Genomic DNA, 21,162 nt, shown 5'->3' with positions numbered 1-21,162 from the left:
ACACGCGCCGGGCGGGAATTCAGTCTTCGGTAAGCAACGCGTGTCGCTGCGCATCGAGATCGCGAAGGCGCATCCGCAGGGTGCGCCCCTCATCCGAGGCAGCCGGAACCCGCTGGACCGCGCTCAGCAACTCCGTCTTCTCGCGATCGATCGCGCGCGCCAGCATTCGGCGAGCGAGCGAGACCGCGGATGCCCGGGCGCTCTGCTCGTCCCGCGCGGGGAACGGTGCGGCGAGAAGTTCCGCCGCGAGCCCGCGGTAGGGCTCGCGCACGTTCTCGATCGCCGTCAGCGCCCAACCGGGACGTGCGGGGTCTCCTGTTGCGATCGACTCGCGGACGGCCTCGAGCCCCGGGTGTCGCATCGGTTGGGCGAACGCGCGCGCCCGCAACTCCTCGGGGACCGTGTGTCCATACTGCAGGAATGCCATGACCGCGTCGCGTTCGAGCAGCACGTCGGGGGTGTGCGGCAGGTTGGCGAGCGTGACGGCCGCAACCGGCGCGGGCCCACCGTCCGCTGCGGTCCCCTGCTTGGCAGCCTGGTCGGCACGGCCTCCCTCACGCGCCGCACCCCGGGCCGCGCGCTCGACCGCGGGACGGACCTCGCCGATGTCCATGCCGAGGCGACGGGCGAGTACCCGGGTGTAGCCGGGGCGGAGCGACGGGTCGCGGATGTCTGCGACGATCGGTGCCGCCGCCCGCAGCGCCCCGATCCGTCCCTCGACGCTCGCGAGATCGTAGTCCGCGATCCGTCGATCGATCACGAATTCGTACATGGGCTGCTTGTGCTCGAGCAGGGCGCGGACCGCGGCGTCACCGCGGTGCAGCCGCAGATCGCACGGGTCGAGACCTTCGGGCGCTACGGCCACATAGGTCTGGGCCGAGAACCGCTTCTCTTCGGCGAAGGCACGCAGTGCCGCCTTCTGCCCCGCGGCATCCGGGTCGAACGTGAAGATGACCTCGCCGGACGCTTTGTCGTCGCCCATCACGCGCCGCAGAACCGTGATGTGGTCGGTTCCGAACGCGGTGCCACAGGTCGCGATCGCCGTCGTGATGCCCGCCAGGTGGCAGGCCATGACATCGGTGTACCCCTCGACGACCACGACCTGGTCTGCGCGCGAGATATCGCGCTTGGCGAGGTCGAGCCCGTAGAGCACCTGCGACTTGTGATAGATCGGGGTCTCGGGGGTGTTCAGGTACTTGGGGCCCTGATCGTCCTCGTACAGGTGGCGGGCGCCGAATCCGACCGTCTGACCCGTCACGTCACGGATGGGCCACACCAACCGACCTCGGAACCGGTCGTAGACGCCCCGCTGGCCCTGCGACATCAGGCCCGCGGTCGTGAGCTCTTCGCGCGAGAAACCCTCGGCGGTGAGCGCCTTCAGCGCGTTGTCCCACCCCTTCGGCGCGTAGCCGACTCCGAAGTGCGCGGCGGCTCCGGCATCGAACCCGCGCTCGCCGAGGAATCGCCGGGCCGCCTCGGCCTCGGGAGTCGACAACTGGCTCTGGAACCAGGCCGCCGCAGTCTGGTTGGCGGCATACAGACGTGCCCGCCCACTCGTCTCGGGTGCGGGACCGCCGCCTTCTTCGTAGTGCAGCGTGAACCCGATGCGAGCGGCCAGGCGTTCGACGGCGTCGGTGAACGTCACGTGGTCCATCTTCCGCAGGAACGTGTAGACGTCCCCCGACTCCCCGCATCCGAAGCAGTGGTAGAAACCCACTTGCGGGCGGACGTGGAAGCTCGGACTGCGCTCGTCGTGGAACGGGCAGAGCCCCTTCATCGAACCGACACCCGCCGATTTCAGGGCGACGCGCTCCCCCACGATGTCGACGATGTTCGTGCGGGCCTTGACCTCTTCGACGTCGGCCTGAGCGATCCGCCCCGCCATCAGCTGTCCTTCGACCAGGGACGCGAGCCCGGGGTCCAGATGCCGAGGGCGCCCGCATCCACCTCGCCGAGGAGTCGCTCGTGCCATGACAGGGCGTCCTGGTCGGTGAGGCTGGCGACCTGGTCCACGATGACGCGGCGACGGGCGGCATCGGAGTCCGCGGCCAGGAAGTCACCGCGCAGCGCGGGGGTCAGCTGGGCCGGGCCCGCCTCCCAGAGAGCGGTTGCGAGGCGTTTGAGCATCCGCCTCTGCTCCTTGTAGAGCGTCTTGCGTCCATCGATCGATACGACGAAGGCGCCGACCATGCCCTTGAGTGCGGCGACCTCCGCCTCGACGACACGCGGCACGACCACGTGGGCGCTGTACCGCGTCAGGGTGCGGGCGGGATAAGCCTCGCGCGTCGCAGTCGTGGCGGCGCGCGCGAAGCGTCCGATCAGGTCGCTCGTGAGATTTTTCAATCGACCGAGGGCGGCGCGCGATCCGTCGAACGAGGTGATCCACTCCGGCATCCGCGTCAGGCGATACAGCGCGTCGTCGAGCTCGTCCCGGGCGAAGTCGAAACCGACCCACGCCTGGAGCGCCGTGACGAGCGCCTGGTGTTCGGCCGGATCCGAGAGACGGCGCGGATCGAGGTATCCGTTCGTCACAGCGTCTTCGAAGTCGTGCACCGAGTAGGCGATGTCATCGGCCAGGTCCATGACCTCGGCCTCGATGCACCGCACACGGCCGGGGGCGCCCTCGCGCATCCAACGGAAGACGGACTCGTCGTCGGCGTAGACGCCGTACTTCAGGCGTCCGCCCGCGTCGGGCAGCGGATGCTCCGACGTCCACGGATACTTGCAGGTCGCGTCGAGGCTGGCCCGCGTGAGGTTCAGGCCGACGCTGTGCCCGTCGGCGTCGATCACCTTCGGTTCGAGGCGCGAGATGATCCGCAGGGTCTGCGCATTGCCCTCGAACCCGCCGATGTCATCGGCCCAGTCGTTGAGCGCACGCTCGCCGTTGTGCCCGAACGGCGGGTGCCCGAGGTCGTGGCTGAGGCAGGCCGCATCGACGACATCGGGGGCGAGTTCCAGCCAGGTCGCGAGCTCACGGCCCACCTGCGCCACCTCGAGCGAGTGCGTGAGGCGGTTGCGGGCGAAGTCGGCCGGGCTCGCCGGGCTCAGCACCTGGGTCTTGGCGGCGAGGCGGCGGAGGGCCGCGGAATGCAGGACGCGCGCCCGGTCACGGGCGAAATCGTCGCGCTTCGAGCGATGTTCCTCGACGTGGAAACGCTCGGTCGCGTGCTCGCCGTAGCCGTCCGTGCGGATCGCTGCGGGTTCTTTCCTGGCGTGAGCCGCCACGCCCTTGTCCGCCACGCCCTTGTCCGCCACGCCTTTATCCACCACGCCTTTATCCACCACTGTGGTGCAACTCTGCGGCCGCGATTTCGCGGCTCTCGGCCACGTCGAGGTCGCGGCTCTCGAGCCAGCGATCGGGTAGGGCGGGGCGCTTCGGGGTGCCGGCGCGACCTCGCTGACCCTCGGCGGCAGCGCCCGGGTACGGTGCGTCGAGCGGCAACTCGGCGAGGAGTTCGTCGATCTCGTCCAGCGTCGAGGCGGTCGCGAGGCTCGCCCGCGTCTCACCGCCTACGGGGTAACCCTTGAAATACCAGGCGACGTGCTTGCGGATGTCGCGGCATCCACGACCCTCGTCTTCGAAGAACTCGACCAGGAGTTCGGCGTGGCGGCGGAAGGCACGGGCGACGAACCCCAGGTCGGCATCGACTGCGGGAGTCTCCGCACCGAACGCCGAGGCCAGCTCACCGAAGAGCCACGGGCGCCCGAGGCATCCGCGTCCCACGACAACCCCGTCGCATCCGGTCTCTGACATCATGCGCACGGCATCGTCGGCCGACCAAATGTCGCCGTTGCCGAGCACCGGCACGCTCGTCACGATCTCTTTGAGCTTCGTGATCGCCGACCAGTCGGCTTGGCCCGAATAGAACTGTGCGGCCGTGCGTGCGTGGAGGGCGACGGATGCGACACCCGCGCCCTCGGCGATGCGTCCGGCCTCGAGGTAGGTCAGGTGGTCGTCGTCGATGCCCTTGCGCATCTTGATCGTCAGCGGAACGTCACCGGCCGCCTTCACAGCGCCCTCGACGATGTCGCGGAACAGGCCGAGCTTCCACGGCAGCGCCGCTCCCCCGCCCTTCTTCGTGACCTTGGGCACGGGGCATCCGAAGTTCAGGTCGACGTGGTCGGCGTGGTCTTCGGACACGATGATGCGAACGGCCTCGGCGACCGTCACCGGGTCGACGCCGTAGAGCTGAATCGAACGGGGCGTCTCGGACTCGTGGTGCTGAATCAGTCGCATGGTCGTCGCGTTGCGCTCGACCAGTGCCCGAGACGTGATCATCTCGCTGACATAGAGGCCGGCGCCGTACTCGCGGCACAGGCGCCGGAACGCCGTGTTCGTGATGCCCGCCATCGGCGCAAGCACGACGGGAACATCGAGAGCGAGCGGCCCGATGCGCAACGTCGGCGCGGAAGCAAGAAGGCCGGACATCTTTCCATTCTCCCAGACATAACCCGCCCCTCGCCGCGACGCGTGGTCGTATCGTGGACAACATGACCAGCGAGACCGTTGTGGACATCCGAGACATCCCCTTCCACACCGCGGACGGAGGCACCGCTTCGCTCTCCGAGTACGGCGACAAGGTCATCTTGATCGTGAACGTCGCGTCGAAGTGCGGCCTCGCCCCGCAGTACGAGCAGCTCGAAGAGCTTCAGCGCACCTATGGTGACCGCGGCTTCACCGTTCTCGGCTTCCCGTGCAACCAGTTCATGGGCCAGGAGCCGGGATCGATCGACGAGATCCTCGACTACTGCGCCGTCAACTGGGGCATCACGTTCCCGATCTTCGACAAGGTCAAGGTCAACGGCGGCGGCGCCGCGCCGATCTACAAGGCGTTGAAGAAGGCCAAAGACTTCGAGGGCGCGCACGGCCCGATCATCTGGAACTTCGAGAAGTTCGTGCTCACGCCCGGCGGAACCGTGCACCGCTTCCGCCCGACCGTGAAGCCCGACGACCCGGCCATCGTCTCGGTCATCGAGAGCAACCTGCCCAGCTGACCCTCGACGACGTCAGGCCCCGACAGCCTCGGCTTCGCTCGCGGCCTCACGGCGCTCGGACCAAACCTGGCGGGCGATCTGCGCGAACGCCTCGGGCGGCTGGGCGCCGCTCACGCCGTACTTGCCGTCGATCACGAAGAACGGCACCCCGTTGATTCCATACGTCTGGGCCTGGGCCTGATCCGCGCGAACATCCGCGAGGTAGCGCCCTGACTCGAGGGCCTCGCGCGTCTCGTCCGCGTCGAGCCCGACCTCGACCGCGAGGGCGACCAGGTCATCGATACGACCCACGTGCTTGCCCTCGATGAAGTAAGCCGCCATCAGACGCTCGGCCATGTCGAGCTGACGTCCCTGGTGCTTGGCGAAGTGAAGCAGCTCGTGGGCCTTGACGGTGTTCGTGTGCTTCAGCAGGTCGTAGCGGTAGGCGAGACCGGATCCCGCGGCGACATCCGTCACGCGGTCGATCATCTCGCGTGCCTGCTCGAGCGGCACGCCCTTGTGGTTCGCCAGGTACGAGACCTCGTCACCCTCGAAGTCGACCGGAGTATCCGGAGACAATTCGTACGAGTGATACGTCACCTCGACGCGGGGGCCGTCGGGATCCGCGGATGCTTCGGCCAATCCGTTCTCCAGATTCCGCTTGCCGATGTAGCACCAGGGGCAAGCGATATCGCTCCACACGTCGATCTTGATGGCATCCGTCATACCGTGCTCAACGCCCGATGCATCCGCGCGTATTCCCGCACACGCATGTTCGATCTACGGGACGTCCGCGGCGCCGGGTGTGTCAATCGCGCCACCGAAGCGGCGGTCGCGGTCGAGGTACAGCTCGATGCCCTGCCACAGGTCGGCGCGCGAGAAGTCGGGCCACAGTGTGTCCAGGAAGACGAACTCGGCGTAGGCCGACTCCCACAGCAAAAAGTTCGAGGTGCGCTGTTCGCCACTCGACCTGATGAACAGGTCGACGTCGGGCATGTCCGGCACGTACAGGTGGCGCCGGATCAGCTTCTCGGTGACGGCGGAGGGACGGATGCGTCCCCGTGCGACATCCTCGGCGATCTGCCGCATCGCATCGACGAGTTCGACTCGACCGCCGTAGTTCACGCACATCGTCAGCGTCAGCACGTCGTTGCTCGCCGTGAGCTGCTCGGCGTGCTGCAACTCTTTGATGACCGAACCCCACAGCCGGGGCTTGCGGCCGGACCATCGAATGCGTACACCCCACTCGTTCAGTTGATCGCGTCGGCGATGCAGCACGTCACGGTTGAAGCCCATCAGAAAGCGAACCTCGTCCGGAGACCGCCGCCAGTTTTCGGTCGAGAACGCGTAGACCGACAGGTGCTTCACGCCCGCCTGGATCGCCCCTGCGACGACGTCGAGGAGCGACGCCTCACCCGCCTTGTGTCCCTCGACGCGTGACAGTCCACGGCGGTTCGCCCAGCGACCGTTTCCGTCCATGACGATCGCCACGTGCTCGGGGACCGAGCCCGACGGGAACGCCGGCGGGTATACGCCCGTCCAATCGAGGGGGCGATACGGCACGGCATCCTTGTGCGTGTAGGGCTTGGGGCTCATCGAGGTCCTTCGAGGTGCGCGAGCGAGCGGATGCCTCGCTCAAGGTGCCACTGCGTGTACGCCGCGACGACGCCGGATGCGGCGGCCAGGGCGCGCGGGGCAGCCGCGGCCACGACATCCCACTCCCCCGCCATCAGCGCACCGAGCTGCTGGACGGCCTCGGGGCCGATGCGCGCGCTGCCCGGAGGGGCGCAGTCGTTGCAGACGATGCCGCCGAGCTGGGCGACGAAGTAGTCGTTCGGGCCGATGGCGCCGCAACGGGCGCAATCGCCGAGGCTCGGTGCCCAGCCCGAGAGAGCCATGACCCGCAGCAGGTACGAGTCGAGCACGCTGCGCGAATCGTGCTCACCGCGCGCCAGGGCGCGCAGACCACCCACGAGCAACAGGTACTGCTGGGGTGTCGCCTCGGACTCGTTGAGTCGATCGGCGGTCTCGACCATCGCGTTCGCGGCCGTGAAGCGCTCGTAGTGCACGACGATGTCGGCGCCGTACGAGCCGAGGCTCTCGGCCTGTTGCACGATGTCGAGGTTCCGCCCGGCGTAGAGCTGCACATCCGCGACCATGAACGGCTCGAGGCGAGCCCCAAAGCGGGAGGCCGTGCGTCGCACACCCTTCGCGACCGCGCGGACCTTGCCGTGACGACGGCTAAGCATCGTGATGATCCGGTCCGCTTCGCCCAGCTTGTGGGTGCGGAGGATCACGACCTCGTCGCGGTAAGTGGGCACCGGTCCATTATCCGGCGGTGCGGCAACACCGGGTCGCGCGGCTCGCCCACGGGTGCCGGTCTGACGGTGCCGCGGCGGCGAGAATGGACAGGTGGAACCCCTCTTCATGATCCCCCTCTGGGCCGACCTCACAGCCGTGGCGCTGGGAGGCATCCAGGGTGCACTGTTCGCTTCCGGATTCCAGGGGCAGCGGCGTCTGGATCTGCTCGGGGTTGCGATCATCGGCATCGTGATCGGCATGGGCGGCGGACTCATCCGTGACCTGCTGCTCGGGCTTCCGCCGTCGACACTGCAGAGCAACTGGTACCTGCTGACGGCCGTCGCGGCGTCGCTGGTCGGAATGCTGCTCGCCGGGCTGTTCCGGCGTGTGAACGGCGTGATCGTCGGGCTCGACGCGATCGTCATCGGGCTGTTCGGTGCGTTCGGAACCAGCAAGGCGCTGGCCGTGGGGCTGCCGGTCGTGCCGGCCGTATTCGTCGGTGTCGTCGCGGCCGTCGGCGGGTCGATCTTGCGCGATGTGATCATGGGGCTTCCGGTCGCCGTCATGCACGTAGGTTCGCTCTACGCCGTCGCGGCAGGAGCCGGATGCCTCGTGCTGGCGGTCTCGTCGACACTCGGTCTTGCGATCGTCCCGGCCGCGATCGCCGGCATAGTCGTGACCGCTGTCATCCGGGTGCTGGCGGTTGTGTTCGACCTCTCGCTACCGGAACAGCGTATGCTGTACCGGCGCCGCGTTGCGGCCGAGACGGGCGTGCTGCCGATCGTCAAGCCGTAGACAGGTCCCGCGAGGGTGCCCGTTCTGAGGCGCGAGGGTGCCCATTCCACCGCGCGAGAGTGCCCGTTTGGGCCGCGAGAGTGCCCGTTCTGCGGCCCGAAGGTGCCCGTTTCAGACGCGAGAATGCCCGTTCGACACGCGCAAGGACGCCTCCCGCTGCAGAATGTGAAACCTCGGTATCCAAAAACGGGCACCCTCGAGAGTTAGAACAGGCACCCTCGAGAGTTAGAACAGGCATCCTCGGGCATGGAACGGGCACCCTCGGCGATGGAACAGACACCCTCGCGCGGGCGCGCGGGCGTGACCGACGGGTCAGACGGCCGCGACCAGCGAACGCTCGCGGGTGCGGATCGCGCGGTTCACGCCCGAGACGATCGCCTTGAGGCTCGCCGTCGAGATATCGCCGTCGATGCCGACGCCCCACAGGCGCTCGCCCTCGACCTGCAGCTCGACGTAGGCCGCGGCCTGCGCGTCGCCACCGGCGCTGAGCGCGTGCTCGACGTAGTCGTAGACCGTGACGTCGAAACCCTGCGCGCGAACGACCTCGAGGAACGCCGCGACGGGACCATTGCCGTGACCGGATGCCTCGAAGCGCTCATCGCCGTCACGCAGTGTGACCTCGAGCGAGACATCCCCGCTCATGTCGCTCTGCGTGCGGGTCGCGAGCAGCTCGAACCGACCCCAGCGGGCGTCGGCCTCGGCCGCGGGCAGGTACTCGTCGCGGAAGATCGACCAGATCTGGTCGCTCGAGACCTCGCCACCCTCGGCATCCGTCTTCGCCTGCACGACACCCGAGAACTCGATCTGGAGCTTGCGCGGAAGATCGATCGCGTGGTCGCTTTTCAGCAGGTACGCGACGCCACCCTTGCCGGACTGCGAGTTGACACGGATGACGGCCTCGTACGAGCGGCCCAAGTCCTTCGGGTCGATCGGCAGGTACGGCACGGCCCATTCGAGCTCGTCGACCGAGACGCCTTCTGCGGTGGCCCGGGCATCCATCGCCTCGAAGCCCTTCTTGATGGCGTCCTGATGCGATCCGCTGAACGCCGTGAACACCAGGTCGCCGGCCCAGGGGCTGCGCTCGGGCACGGGCAGCTGGTTGCAGTACTCGGCCGTGCGCTTGACCTGGTCGATGTCGCTGAAGTCGATCTGCGGGTCGATGCCTTGGGTCAGCATGTTGATGCCGAGGGCAACCAGGTCAACGTTGCCGGTCCGCTCACCGTTGCCGAACAGGCATCCTTCGATGCGGTCCGCTCCGGCCAGGTAACCCAGCTCGGCGGCGGCGATCGCGGTGCCGCGGTCGTTGTGCGGGTGGAGCGAAATGATGACGTTCTCGCGGTGGTTGAGGTTGCGGCCCATCCACTCGATCGAGTCGGCGTAGACGTTCGGGGTGGCCATCTCGACCGTCGCGGGCAGGTTCAAGATGACCTTGCGCTCGGGGGTAGGGACGAAGATCTCCATGACCTTGTTGCACACCTCGGCGGCGAACTCGAGCTCGGTGCCCGTGTAGCTCTCGGGCGAGTACTCGTAGTACACCGTCGTTTCGGGAACCGTCTCTTCGTACTGCTTGCACCAGCGCGCGCCCTGCTGAGCGATGTCGATGACGCCCTGCTTGTCGGTGCGGAACACGACATCGCGTTGCAGGATGCTGGTCGAGTTGTAGAGGTGCACGATGGCCTGCTTGGCGCCCTTGATCGACTCGAAAGTGCGCTTGATCAGCTCTTCGCGCGCCTGCGTCAGAACCTGGATCGTGACGTCGTCGGGGATGAGTCCGTCTTCGATCAGTAGGCGGACGAAGTCGAAGTCGGTCTGGCTCGCGGAGGGGAACCCCACCTCGATCTCCTTGTAGCCCATGCTGACGAGGAGTTCGAACATGATGCGCTTGCGCTCGGGGCTCATCGGGTCGATGAGCGCCTGGTTGCCGTCGCGCAGATCGACCGCGCACCAACGCGGTGCCTCGGTGATCCGTTTGTCGGGCCACGTGCGATCGGGCAGGTGCACCGAAATCTGCTCGTAGTAGGGGCGGTACTTGTGTACCGGCATCCCGGAAGGCTTCTGGGTGTTCTCCATGATGTCGTCGCTTCTCTGATCGAACTTGTGGGGGCCAACGACAAGCTCCGCGACGAGAAAGGCCCTAGATCGAAGCCTCGTCGCGGCGGCTAAGGAGGAGAAGCCCGCGCAAACGCATGGGACCGATGGTAGCAGGATGTCTCGTGAGACGATCCCGTCAGCCGCGACACTCTCAGGTATGAGCCGTTTCATCACCGCCGGCGCCGTGGCCGCCGCATCCGTTCTCCTGCTTGCTGGTTGCGCGACCGGGTCCGCGGGCTCGTCCTCGGGCGGAGCGGTTGTGTGGGAAACACCGTCGCCGCCCGCCGGCGAGGTATTGGCGCAGGGCACCGTGATGGATGTCGGGGGCACGGTCGAACTGTGCCTCGGCCCGATCGCCGAGTCGTACCCGCCCCAGTGCGGGGGCATCCCGGTCGAGGGATGGTCGTGGGACGGGGTCGAGGGGTGGGAGACGTCAGGCGATGTGACGTGGGGCGCCTACGCCGTGCGGGCCACCTACGACGGATCGTCGTTCGCGGTCACCGGTGAACCGGTGATGCTGGCGCTGTACGACCCGATCGCGCCGGCGGATCCGACGGGCGGCGAGCCGGGAACCGCGAACGAAGCCGAGTTGACGGAGATGCAGGATGCCGTGCCTGAACTGATCGGTGACGGGGTTCTGGCGTCGTACCCAGAGAACGGATGGCTGTGGGTAGACGTGGTGTGGGATGACGGAACCCTGCAGGCCGCGGCTGACGAGACGTACGGCGAGGGTGCTGTGGTCGTTCGCTCGGCGATGCGTCCGTTCGACTGACCTGTTGTCGGGACCTGTCGGCGCACCGTGACAGGCCCATCGAAAGTCGCGCACAAAGAATTTCTCGAGACACCCCATTATTCACGCTTGATCGGGCCGAAACCGGCGCTCAATGTCGGTGGCCCTCGGCAGAATTGAGGGTATGGAAGCACTGCTCGATCACCTCGAAGGCGCCATCGAGCAGGCGCGTGCCGTTGTGATCGGCGAGCTGGGTAACGGCCAGATTCTGGCCGCAAGCGATGACCAGGTGGTGCGCGCACTGACACTCGCGGCCGAGTTGCAGCGACTCACCGACGCGGTGCTCGTGGAGTCAGTTGGCGAGGTCGTGCGCCGCTCTGCGGGCCCCGATCGCGACCTGAGGCTGACGGCGCGGCGCGGATGTCACGATGTGAGCGAGCTCGTGCAACGGGCGACGCGGATGGGTCCGGCATCCGCTGCTCGCCTGCAGCGCGGGGCAAAGGGTGTCGCACTGGGCGAGTCGTTGAGCGGCGGGGCGCTACCCGCGCTCCTGCCCGCGATGCGCTCGGTGTTGTTGGAGGGCGAGGTCGGGATCGACGGGCTGATCGCGGTGTCCGGGCCACTCGAGGCGATGAGCCAGCGCGTGCCGCTCGAGTCGCTGCGCGTGGCCGACGCGGTGCTCGCGGCCGAGGCGAGCGGTACCGGTCCGGATGGTGCGCCGCCCGTCTGCGCCGATCTGCTGCGTGTGCAGGCCCAGGCGTGGGCCGCAGCGCTCGACCAAGACGGCGCAGAGCCGAAGGAAGAGCAGGCGATGCGGATGCGCGGGGTCACCCTCGGCGTCGCGCGCGACGGTGTCGTTCCGCTGCGGGGCGTACTACTGCCCGAGGTTGCGGCACAGTTCCAGCGCATCTGTGATGCGATCGGGTCGCCGCGTGTGGGTGAGGGCGTGTCATTCCGCCCCGAGGGCGAGGGCGACGGCGAGCCTGGCGGCGTCGTGGATGATCCCCGCACCTCGGCCCAGAAGCGGCACGATGCGTTGGCGACCGCGCTGTCGGTCGCGGCATCCAGCGCACAGCTTCCGACCATCGGCGGGGCGGCTCCCACACTGGTGATCTCGGTCCGTGCCGAAGATCTCGTGTCCGACACGGGCTGGGCGCACGTCGACGGCATCGACGAACCGGTTTCGGTCCGCGCCGCCACCCACGCAGGATGCGCCGGAGTCATCCAGCGCGTGCTGCTCGGCGAGAACGGCCGCATCCACCGCATCGGCACCGAAGAGCGGGTGTTCAACCGGCACCAGCGTCGCGCGATCGCCCTGCGGGACGGCGGATGCATCATCCCGGGCTGCGGTGTCCGTGCCGCGTGGTGTGAGATTCACCACGTCACGGATCACGCCGAGGGCGGCCCGACTCATACCGACAACGGCGTGCTGTTGTGTTGGAACCATCACCGCTTCATCGACCACGGCGGATGGAAAATCCGGATGAATCGGGGTGTGCCGGAAGTGATGGCTCCCCCATGGATCGAGCGAAATCCGCGGTGGCGACCGGTCACGACCTCCCGCACGCGCTTACTCGACATCGTCGGGCGACGGACGTAGCCGACGTTCGACGAACGGCACGGACGGCGCGGGCGGCACTGGTGCACGGGCGCGGCTAGAATCCGAGGCGCCCCAGCTGCTTCGGGTCGCGCTGCCACTCCTTCGCCACCCGCACGTGCAGGTGCAGGTACACGCGCGACTTCATCAACGGTTCGATCTGCGCTCGGGCGCGAGCCCCGACATCCGCCAGCCGTGACCCGCGGTGACCGATGATGATGGCCTTCTGGCTGTCGCGCTCGACGACCAGGTCGGCATAGACGTCGATCAGGTCCGAATCCTCACGCGGCAGGATGTCGGCGATCGTGACCGCGATCGAGTGCGGCAACTCGTCGCGCACACCCTGCAGCGCTGCCTCGCGGATGATCTCGGCGATGCGATCCTCGGTCGACTCATCCGTCACCACATCTGCCCCATACAGCGCCGGACCCTCGGGCATGAGCGACAGCAGCTCGTCGGCAAGAATCTCGAGCCCATCGCCCGACTCAGCCGAAATCGGGATGACAGCCGCCCAGTCTTCACGCAGCGAATCGACCTCCATCAGCCTCTCCGCGATCTGCTCGCGAGACGAAGCATCCGTCTTCGTCACCAACGCGACCTTGCGCGCGCGACGATAACCGTCGAGGGACTCCGCGATGCGGCGGTCGCCGGGCCCGACCTTCTCGGTCGCCGGGACGCAGAACGCGATCACATCGACGTCGCCGAGCACCTGATCGACCAGGTGATTGAGGCGCTCACCGAGCAGCGTCCGCGGCTTGTGGATACCGGGGGTGTCGACGATCACGAGCTGACCGGCGGGACGATTCAGGATGCCCCGGATCGCCCGACGCGTCGTCTGCGGCTTCTCACTCGTGATCGCGATCTTCTCGCCCACGAGGGCATTCGTCAGCGTGGACTTGCCGACGTTGGGACGACCGACGAAGGTAACGAAACCGCTGCGGAGCGATCCCGACCCCGAAACCCCACCCGCACCCGATCCCGTGTCTTCGTGCGAAACCGCATCAGTCACGGGATTCTCCCTTTCGTTTGCGCCCCTCGGACGCACCGATCTTCTCGATCGGACCAGTGTTCGTCTCCGCCGCAAATGCTTCTTCGGCGGCAATGAGTTCGGCGGAGCGCTCCACGAAGACCGTCGCGATACCCCGACCCCGACCGCGCGAGGCGCCGCCGGTCATCACGATGCCATCGTGCGTCGCCTCGGCTCCGGGCAGTGGCACACGCCCGAGCGCCTTGCCGAGTAGGCCGCCGATCGAGTCGACGTCCTCGTCCTCGAGTTCGATCCCGAACAGGTCACCGATGTCATCGAGCGAACTGCGCGCACTCACCCGGTAGCGGCCCGGGCTCAGCTCGACGATCTCGTTCTGCGGCACGTCGTACTCGTCCGCGATCTCGCCGACGAGCTCTTCGATCAGGTCCTCGAGAGTCACGAGCCCCGCGATTCCGCCGTACTCGTCGACGACGATGCAGACATGCACGGCGTCGCGCTTCATCTGCTGCAGCAGGGTCTCGGCCATCATCGACTCGGGAACGAAGCTCGCCGGCCGGAGGATTTTACGGATGCCTTGAGTGCGCCATCCGTCGCCGGCACCGAAACCCGACTGAACCAGGTCTTTCAAATACAGGATGCCGACGATGTCGTCGTCGGTGCCCTCGGTGACCGGGATGCGCGAAACACCTGTGCTGAGGAACAGGCTCATCGCGTCGTCGGTCGTCGCCGTCGCGTCGAGCGTGACCATGTCGGTGCGCGGCACCATGACAGAGCGCACGAACGTGTCGGTGAAGTCGAAGACCGAGTGGATGAGTTCGCGGTCCTCGTCCTCGATCAGATCCGCCTCGGCGGCCTCGTCGACCATGCTGAGCAGCTGCTGCTCGGACGCGAACGAGGCGACCCGCCGACGACCCGGCGTCACGCGGTTGCCGAGCGCCACCAGGGCGCCGGCGATCGGACCGAGGATGATGCGGACGAACCGCACGATCGGGGCGAACGCGCGCAGCAGACCCTCGGCGTGCTGGCGCCCCACGGTGCGGGGGCTCGCGCCGACGAGCACGAACGAGGCGCCGGTCATCAGAATGACCGCGGCGAGCATGGCCCACCAGATCGAGTCCAACACGATCGTGAGTGCAACCGTGACGAACACGGCGGCCGCGGTTTCCGCAAGGATTCGGATGAAGACGACCGCGTTCAGGTGCGCGTCGTTGTCCGAGGCGATCGCACGAAGAGACCGCCGGGCACGTGCCGTGAGCGCCCACTCGGCGAGATCGGCGCGCGACGTCACGCTCAGTGCCGCGTCGAGGGCGGCCATGAGGCCCGCGAAGGCGACAAGAAAAAGGGCTGCGAGGAGAAGAAGGAGAGCGGTCATGCGGGTCTACGGCGCCGCTCGCGAACCGAGAAGCCGATGAGCAGATCCCGCTGCAGCGCGAACATCTCGCGCTCTTCTTCAGGCTCGGCGTGATCGAACCCGAGCAGGTGCAGCAGTCCGTGCGTCGTGAGGAGCAGCAGCTCGTCCTCGGTCGTATGACCGGCCTCGCGAGCCTGGGTCTCCGCAACCTGCGGGCACAACACGATGTCGCCCAGCAGACCCGGGGGCGTCGGGATGTCTTCCGTGCCGGGGCGCAGCTCGTCCATCGGGAAGCTCAGGACATCCGTCGGGCCCGGCTCATCCATCCACTGCACGTGCAGGGCCTCCATGGCGCCCTCGTCGACGAGGATGATCGCGACGTCGGCCTCGGGGCTGACGTGCAGCTCGGCGAGGTTGTACTCCATGAGCCGAAGCAGCTTCGTCTCGTCAACGCCCGTCACCCCGGATTCATTGGTGATCTCGATGGTCACGAGCGTCCTCCCTGGCTCTTGCGATCGCGGGGGCCGAGCGGACGCGTGGAGGAGCGGCGCTCGGCGCGGTTGGCGAACTGCGCGGCTTGCTCGCGCTCGAAGCGCTCGGCCGTCCGCTGTTCGTCGTACTCGGTGTAGGCGTCGACGATCTTGCCGACGAGCGTGTGCCGCACGACATCCGCGCTGGTCAATCGGGCGAAATGGATGTCGTCGATGTCATCGAGCACCCGCGTCACGAGCCGGAGCCCCGACGATCCGCCGGGCAGGTCGACCTGAGTGATATCGCCCGTGACGACCATCCGCGTGTTGAAACCGAGGCGGGTCAGGAACATCTTCATCTGCTCGGGCGTGGTGTTCTGCGCTTCGTCCAGCACCACGAACGAGTCGTTGAGCGTGCGTCCGCGCATGTACGCGAGCGGCGCCACCTCGATGGTGCCCGTCGCCATGAGCTTCGGGACGATGTCGGGGTCCATCATCTCGTTCAGCGCGTCATACAGCGGGCGCAGGTACGGGTCGATCTTGTCGTTGAGCGTGCCGGGCAAGAACCCGAGCCGCTCCCCCGCCTCGACCGCGGGACGGGTCAGGATGATGCGACTGACCTCTTTGCGCTGCAGCGCTTGCACGGCCTTCGCCATCGCGAGATACGTCTTGCCGGTACCGGCCGGGCCGATACCGAACGTGATCGTGTTCTCTTCGATCGCGTCGACGTACTCCTTCTGCCCGAGGGTCTTCGGGCGGATGATCTTGCCGCGCGACGACAGGATGGCCTCGCCCAGGATATCCGAGGGGCGACGCGCGGGGTCATCCCCCAGCATCCGCGCCGACGACGATACGTCGGCCGGCGCAACGCTGTACCCCTCGCGAGTCATGGTGAGAAGTTCGTCGACGAGGGTGCGAGCCGCGACCACGGCATCCCGTGGTCCCGACAGCGTGATCTCGTTGCCGCGAACGTGGACGTCGACATCCGGATGCTCCTTCTCGACCACGCGCAGGAGTCGATCCTGCGGGCCGAGCAGCTGCACCATCGCGACGCCGTCGGCCAGAACCCGATCGCTGACGGTCTCTTCGCCCGACGAAGTCTCTTCGGTCGGTTCAGTCACTGACGCTCTTCTCAGAAAGTCCGCCCGCGAGAACGTGGGCGTGTACATGGAAAACGGTTTGGCCCGCTTCGGCCCCGGTGTTGAACACCAACCGGAAGTCACCGTCGGAATGCTGCATCGCGAGGGTGTTCGCGAGTCCGATCATTTCGGCCATCAGATCCGGGTCGCCCGCGGCAAGCTCGACGACGTTGCGGTACTTCTCGGTCTTCGGGATCACCAGCAGGTGAAGCGGTGCGCGCGGCGCGATGTCTCTGATGGCGAACACGTTCTCGGTCTCGCCCACCATCTCGGAGGGGATGTCGCCGCGCAGGATGCGCGTGAAGATCGAGGGTTCAGTGCTCACCCCTCCAGTCTACCGAGCGGCGCTCACGCGCGGTCGGGCTTACCAGCGGCCGAGGGCCGCGCTCGCGACCGCCAGCGCGGCGGGGCCCGCAGTCGACGTGCGCAGCACCGTGTCGCCGAGACGCACCAGCACGGCACCGGCCTGGACGAGCGCGTCGAGCTCGTCCGGGGCGATCCCGCCCTCCGGACCCACGACCAGCACGATGTCGCGCTCGACGCCGCGCTCATCCATGGGATTCAGCAACTGCCCGGTGAGCGTCGCCTCGGCGGTCGGTTCGAGAACCAGTACGGACGCTGAAGCCGCAAGAGCTCCGAGCTGCTTCGTCGTGACCGGGGCCGAAACATCCGGAATCCAGGCGCGATGCGCCTGCTTGGCCGCTTCGCGCGTGATCGCCTCCCACCGCGCAACGCCCTTATCGACCTTCGGGCCGGACCACCGCGAAACACTGCGCGACGCCTGCCACGGCACGATTCCGTCGACGCCCAGCTCGGTCGCGGCCTGCACGGCAAGCTCATCACGGTCGCCCTTCGCGAGCGCCTGCACGAGCACGAGCCGCGGTGTCGGCTGTGGCTCGACCCGGTGCGCCGTGACGCGAACGGCCACCTCTTTCGGCGTGACCTCTTCGCAGACGCCCTCGAGCCAGACGCCCCGGCCATCGCCGACCGTCACGGGCTCACCCGAACGCACCCGGCGAACGACCGCCGCGTGATGGGCCTCGGCGCCGGTCAGGACGAGCAGCCCTCCGACCGCAGCATCCGTCGCCTCAGCAGCGACGAAGTGCAGAGCCATCAACCGTTCCGGAAGCGGTCGCGGAGCTTCGAGAAGATGCCCTGCTGGAAGTGCGCGAGCTTGGGTGCGGGTGCCTTGGTGCGCTTACGGAGCTCTTCGATGAGGGCCCGCTCCTTCGCGTCGAGGCGCGTCGGGGTGAGCACCTGCACACCGACCCGCAGGTCGCCGCGCTGGGATCCGCGAAGCGCGGTGATGCCGCGACCCTTGATCGTCAGGACGTCACCGGCCTGGATGCCCGGGCGGATCTCAAGCTCGACGGGACCATCCAGCGCCTCGATCGTGGTCGTGGTGCCGAGCACGGCGTCGGGCATCGAGACCTCGAGGGTTGCGAGCAGATCGTCGCCCTCGCGGCTGTATACCTCGTGGTGCGCCACCGTGACCTCGATGTACAGGTCGCCGTGGGGACCACCGGCGGGTCCGACCTCGCCCGAGCCGGGCAGTTGCAGACGCAGACCGGTTTCGACACCCGAGGGGATGTCGAGCGAAACGGTCCGGCGCGAGCGCACGCGCCCCTGACCCTGACATGTCGCGCAGGGGTAGGGAATCGTCGTGCCGTAGCCCTGGCAGGTCTGGCACGGCTGGCTGGTGACGACGTTTCCGAGCAGGCTCCGGACGGTCCGCTGTACGTGGCCGGACCCTCCGCAGATGTCGCACGTGACGGGCTGAGATCCGGGCTGGCAGCACGAGCCCTGGCAGGTCTCGCAGATGACGGCGGTGTCGACCTCGAGGTCACGATGAACGCCGAACACGACGTCCGACAGCTCGAGGGTGACGCGCACCAAGGCATCCTGACCACGCTCACGGCGCGACCGGGGACGCTGTCCACGCCCGCCGCCCTGGCCTCCGAAGAACGTCTCGAAGATGTCGCCGAAGCCGCCGAAGCCCTGACCGCCGCCGCCGAACGGCGAGTCGCCGCCACGGTCGTACTTGCTGCGCTCCTCGCTGTTACTCAGCACGTCGTACGCGTGCGTGACGAGCTTGAAGCGCTCGGCGGCATCCGCTCCCGAGTTCACGTCGGGGTGGAGCTCGCGCGCGAGTCGGCGATACGCCTTCTTGATGTCGTCGGTGCTCGCGTCCCGGGGAACGCCCAGCACCTCGTAGTGGTCTGCCATGTTGCCTTTCACAGATGTCCGCCGGCTGCAGCCTGCGGGTCGCGTCCGTCAGCGGGACGTCTCGTCTTCGTCGAGCAAGCGCGAGAGGTAACGCGCGACGGCTCGGGCGGCCGCCAGGTTGCTCGGGTAATCCATGCGGGTCGGTCCCATGACGCCCACGCGGGCCATGGTTCCGGATGTCTCGTAGTCGCTCGTGACGATGGATGCCTCGGCGAGGCCCCAGGGTTCGTTCTCGCGTCCGATGCTCGCCGCGAGTCCCTGACTGTCGGCCACCATCTCGCTCATCAGGCGGATGAGGGTGACCTGCTCTTCGATCGCCTCGAGCAGCGGATAGATGCTGCCGCGGAAGTCGGTCTCACGACGGGCGAGGTTCGCGGCTCCGGCCATCACGAGGCGGTCCTGGCGGAACTCCTCGAGCTCCTCAGACAGCACGTGCGCGACCTGGACGAGCGCCGTGTCGACGACCGGCGCGGCGGGGTCGGCGGCGATCCGCAGAGCATCCACACGCTCGGAAGCCACTCCCACGGCGAGTCCCGTGAGGAGGGCGGCGAGTCGACCGCGCAGCACCGGGAGGTCTTCGTCGTCCAGCGGCACCGTAAGCGGCGCGATCCGCTGCGAGACGCGACCGGTGTCGGTGACCAGGATGACGAGCAGGCGCTGCGGAGCGAGCGAAACGAGTTCGACGTGCGTGACGTGCGCGTTCGCGAACGACGGGTACTGCACGACGGCGACCTGACCGGTCAGCTGCGACAGGACGCGGACCGTGCGGGCGAGTACATCGTCGAGGTCGCCCGTGCCCCCGAGAAAACTCGAGATGGCGCTCCGCTGAGCGGGCGAGAGGGGCCGCACTTCGGCCAGGTGATCGACGAAAACCCGGTAGCCCTTGTCGGTCGGGACACGACCCGACGACGTGTGCGGGGCGACGATGAGTTCTTCGTCTTCGAGCAGCGCCATATCGTTGCGGATCGTCGCCGCCGACACTCCGAAAGCGTGGCGCTCGACGATCGATCGGCTGCCGACCGGTTCGTGGGTGGAGACGTAGTCCTGGACGATCGCCCGGAGGACCCGCAGGCCTCGTTCGCTGACCATGATCCCCCTTCCGCTGGCACTCGAGAAGTCTGAGTGCCAATTCTAACGCGTCGTGGCGGCTGGGCGGTGATCCGGCGCGCTCGGTGGCATCTGTCTGCACCGTCCGCACGACGCCAGGACCGACACTCCGGGCCGGGGATGGCTGTATCGGCGTGTCGTCTGCCCGGTCGTGCGGACGGTACGCGGCGGGCGCTACGGCAGCAGTGCTCGCACGACGGCATCGGCGAGCAGCCGGCCGCGCAGGGTCAGCACGATCCGACCGCGCAGGGCATCGGATGCCTCGACCAGGCCGTCCGCGATGAGCCCCGCGACCGCGACCCGTGACGCCGAGGGCACCCGGTCGAGCGCGAGCCCCTCACGAATGCGCGACTCGAGCAGCACACGTTCGAGGGTGGATGCCGAAGCATCCGGTCTCTCGCGTCCCGCCGCCGGCGAATCCCCCGCCGCGAGCCGCTGCGCATACGCCGCCGGATGCTTGACGTTCCACCAGCGCAGCCCACCCACGTGGCTGTGGGCACCGGGACCGAAGCCCCACCAGTCTTGGCTCCGCCAGTAGTTGAGGTTGTGCTGCGACCGGTTCGCGGGGGTGCGCGCCCAGTTGCTGACCTCGTACCAGTCGTACCCCGCGGCGTCGAGCCGCGCATCGGCGGCCTCGTACATGTCGGCCTGCAGGTCGTCGTCGGGGGCGATGAGCTCACCGCGACGGATGCGTCGGTGCAGCGGCGTGCCCTCCTCAACGATCAGCGCATAGGCCGAGACATGGTCGGGGTCCTGCGCGAGCGCCGACTCGAGCGACTGGATCCAGTCATCGAGCGACTCCCCCGGTGCCCCGTAAATCAGGTCCAGGCTCACGGCGAGCCCCGCGTCGCGCGCGGTCGCGACGGCGGTCGCGACATTCTCGGGATTGTGGGTGCGATCGAGCGCCGCGAGCACGTGCGGCACGCTGGACTGCATCCCGATCGACAGGCGCGTCACCCCGGCCGCCGCGAGCGTGTCGGCCACGTCCACGGTCATCGTGTCGGGATTTGCCTCGACGGTGATCTCCACCCCGGGCATCAGGCCAAAGGAATCGCGAACATCGCCGAGCATCCGCGCGAGGTCACCCGCGGGCAGCAGCGTCGGTGTACCCCCGCCGATAAAGACCGTGGAGGCCGGACGAAGAGCCCCGACATCCGTCAGCACGCGGCGTGCGAGCGTGATCTCGCCCGACAGCGTCTCGGCGTACGAGTCCTGCCGGACTCCGCGCAACTCGGTGGCCGTGTAGGTGTTGAAGTCGCAGTATCCGCATCGCACGCGGCAGAACGGCACGTGCAGATACACGCCGAAATCCGCGGTGGGGTCGATGGCGAGATCCCGCGGCAGCGCGCCGTCGGCGGGTGCGGGGTCGCCGACGGGAAGAGGGCCGGCCACG

At 67.8% G+C, this 21,162-nt stretch carries 20 protein-coding genes; 4 read left to right on the top strand and 16 right to left on the bottom strand.

What is annotated here, in order from left to right; genetic code table 11:
• Nucleotides 1-19: 19 nt before the first annotated feature.
• The 3 genes from dnaG to dusB form a co-directional block, all read right to left on the bottom strand.
• A complete protein-coding gene (gene dnaG, locus CGU34_RS02580; protein WP_100813152.1) occupies nucleotides 20-1,885 on the bottom strand; it encodes a DNA primase in 1,866 nt (621 codons plus the stop codon).
• Complete coding sequence (locus CGU34_RS02575; protein WP_232711508.1) at nucleotides 1,885-3,192, bottom strand: deoxyguanosinetriphosphate triphosphohydrolase; 1,308 nt, start codon at nucleotides 3,190-3,192, stop codon at nucleotides 1,885-1,887. The genes dnaG and CGU34_RS02575 overlap by 1 nt, the downstream gene beginning before the upstream one ends.
• A gap of 82 nt (nucleotides 3,193-3,274) precedes the next feature.
• Nucleotides 3,275-4,429: a tRNA dihydrouridine synthase DusB gene (gene dusB, locus CGU34_RS02570; protein WP_100813151.1), complete on the bottom strand. Its 1,155-nt coding sequence runs from the start codon at nucleotides 4,427-4,429 to the stop codon at nucleotides 3,275-3,277.
• Nucleotides 4,430-4,491: 62 nt separating this feature from the next.
• On the opposite strand from dusB, the gene CGU34_RS02565 reads away from it, so the two are divergent.
• Entirely contained in the window at nucleotides 4,492-4,995 is a 504-nt protein-coding gene (locus CGU34_RS02565) for a glutathione peroxidase (RefSeq protein ID WP_100813218.1), read from the top strand.
• A gap of 12 nt (nucleotides 4,996-5,007) precedes the next feature.
• On the opposite strand, the gene CGU34_RS02560 is transcribed toward CGU34_RS02565, so the two are convergent.
• From CGU34_RS02560 to recO, 3 genes are read right to left on the bottom strand one after another with little or no spacing between them, the layout of a single operon-like run.
• The gene (locus CGU34_RS02560; RefSeq protein WP_100813150.1) at nucleotides 5,008-5,700 is read right to left on the bottom strand and encodes a DsbA family oxidoreductase; all 693 of its coding nucleotides are present in this window, start codon (nucleotides 5,698-5,700) and stop codon (nucleotides 5,008-5,010) included.
• 54 nt (nucleotides 5,701-5,754) lie between these two features.
• Complete coding sequence (locus CGU34_RS02555; RefSeq protein ID WP_036299015.1) at nucleotides 5,755-6,570, bottom strand: isoprenyl transferase; 816 nt, start codon at nucleotides 6,568-6,570, stop codon at nucleotides 5,755-5,757.
• The gene (gene recO / locus CGU34_RS02550; RefSeq protein WP_036299013.1) at nucleotides 6,567-7,295 is read right to left on the bottom strand and encodes a DNA repair protein RecO; all 729 of its coding nucleotides are present in this window, start codon (nucleotides 7,293-7,295) and stop codon (nucleotides 6,567-6,569) included. Before recO ends, CGU34_RS02555 begins: the two co-directional genes overlap by 4 nt.
• Nucleotides 7,296-7,401: 106 nt before the next feature.
• Between recO and CGU34_RS02545 the strand changes: the two genes are divergently transcribed.
• Nucleotides 7,402-8,070 carry a trimeric intracellular cation channel family protein gene (locus CGU34_RS02545; RefSeq protein WP_036299036.1) on the top strand — a complete coding sequence of 223 codons (669 nt, stop codon included), beginning with the start codon at nucleotides 7,402-7,404 and terminating at the stop codon, nucleotides 8,068-8,070.
• Nucleotides 8,071-8,382: 312 nt separating this feature from the next.
• Here CGU34_RS02545 and leuA read toward each other — a convergent pair whose 3' ends face one another.
• Nucleotides 8,383-10,140: a 2-isopropylmalate synthase gene (gene leuA, locus CGU34_RS02540; protein ID WP_100813149.1), complete on the bottom strand. Its 1,758-nt coding sequence runs from the start codon at nucleotides 10,138-10,140 to the stop codon at nucleotides 8,383-8,385.
• Nucleotides 10,141-10,318: 178 nt separating this feature from the next.
• On the opposite strand from leuA, the gene CGU34_RS02535 reads away from it, so the two are divergent.
• The gene (locus CGU34_RS02535) at nucleotides 10,319-10,933 is read left to right on the top strand and encodes a hypothetical protein (protein WP_100813217.1); all 615 of its coding nucleotides are present in this window, start codon (nucleotides 10,319-10,321) and stop codon (nucleotides 10,931-10,933) included.
• 142 nt (nucleotides 10,934-11,075) lie between these two features.
• The gene (locus CGU34_RS02530; RefSeq protein WP_157811194.1) at nucleotides 11,076-12,491 is read left to right on the top strand and encodes an HNH endonuclease signature motif containing protein; all 1,416 of its coding nucleotides are present in this window, start codon (nucleotides 11,076-11,078) and stop codon (nucleotides 12,489-12,491) included.
• A 55-nt stretch (nucleotides 12,492-12,546) separates the two neighbouring features.
• On the opposite strand, the gene era is transcribed toward CGU34_RS02530, so the two are convergent.
• From era to hemW, 9 genes are all read right to left on the bottom strand, one after another.
• Nucleotides 12,547-13,497: a GTPase Era gene (era, locus tag CGU34_RS02525; RefSeq protein WP_100813147.1), complete on the bottom strand. Its 951-nt coding sequence runs from the start codon at nucleotides 13,495-13,497 to the stop codon at nucleotides 12,547-12,549.
• Complete coding sequence (locus tag CGU34_RS02520; protein ID WP_100813146.1) at nucleotides 13,490-14,848, bottom strand: hemolysin family protein; 1,359 nt, start codon at nucleotides 14,846-14,848, stop codon at nucleotides 13,490-13,492. The genes era and CGU34_RS02520 overlap by 8 nt, the downstream gene beginning before the upstream one ends.
• Nucleotides 14,845-15,318 carry an rRNA maturation RNase YbeY gene (gene ybeY / locus CGU34_RS02515; protein ID WP_036299005.1) on the bottom strand — a complete coding sequence of 158 codons (474 nt, stop codon included), beginning with the start codon at nucleotides 15,316-15,318 and terminating at the stop codon, nucleotides 14,845-14,847. Before ybeY ends, CGU34_RS02520 begins: the two co-directional genes overlap by 4 nt.
• Nucleotides 15,315-16,418, bottom strand: a complete 1,104-nt coding sequence (locus tag CGU34_RS02510) for a PhoH family protein (RefSeq protein WP_440344725.1) — start codon at nucleotides 16,416-16,418, stop codon at nucleotides 15,315-15,317. The genes ybeY and CGU34_RS02510 overlap by 4 nt, the downstream gene beginning before the upstream one ends.
• Complete coding sequence (locus CGU34_RS02505; RefSeq protein WP_232711506.1) at nucleotides 16,411-16,704, bottom strand: HIT domain-containing protein; 294 nt, start codon at nucleotides 16,702-16,704, stop codon at nucleotides 16,411-16,413. The genes CGU34_RS02510 and CGU34_RS02505 overlap by 8 nt, the downstream gene beginning before the upstream one ends.
• 96 nt (nucleotides 16,705-16,800) lie before the next feature.
• A complete protein-coding gene (locus tag CGU34_RS02500) occupies nucleotides 16,801-17,550 on the bottom strand; it encodes a 16S rRNA (uracil(1498)-N(3))-methyltransferase (protein WP_100813144.1) in 750 nt (249 codons plus the stop codon).
• A complete protein-coding gene (gene dnaJ / locus CGU34_RS02495) occupies nucleotides 17,550-18,662 on the bottom strand; it encodes a molecular chaperone DnaJ (RefSeq protein WP_100813143.1) in 1,113 nt (370 codons plus the stop codon). Before dnaJ ends, CGU34_RS02500 begins: the two co-directional genes overlap by 1 nt.
• Nucleotides 18,663-18,710: 48 nt before the next feature.
• The gene (gene hrcA / locus CGU34_RS02490) at nucleotides 18,711-19,751 is read right to left on the bottom strand and encodes a heat-inducible transcriptional repressor HrcA (RefSeq protein WP_100813142.1); all 1,041 of its coding nucleotides are present in this window, start codon (nucleotides 19,749-19,751) and stop codon (nucleotides 18,711-18,713) included.
• A gap of 192 nt (nucleotides 19,752-19,943) precedes the next feature.
• Nucleotides 19,944-21,161 (bottom strand): radical SAM family heme chaperone HemW, encoded by a 1,218-nt coding sequence (gene hemW / locus CGU34_RS02485; RefSeq protein ID WP_036294167.1) that lies wholly within the window; start codon nucleotides 21,159-21,161, stop codon nucleotides 19,944-19,946.
• Nucleotide 21,162 lies beyond the last annotated feature (1 nt).

This window comes from Microbacterium lacus (genome assembly GCF_002812805.1).
Classification (GTDB): Bacteria; Actinomycetota; Actinomycetes; order Actinomycetales; family Microbacteriaceae; genus Microbacterium; species Microbacterium lacus_A.
Note: the sequence above shows the minus strand (reverse complement) of the source record. Positions and strands in the feature narration are given on the sequence as shown.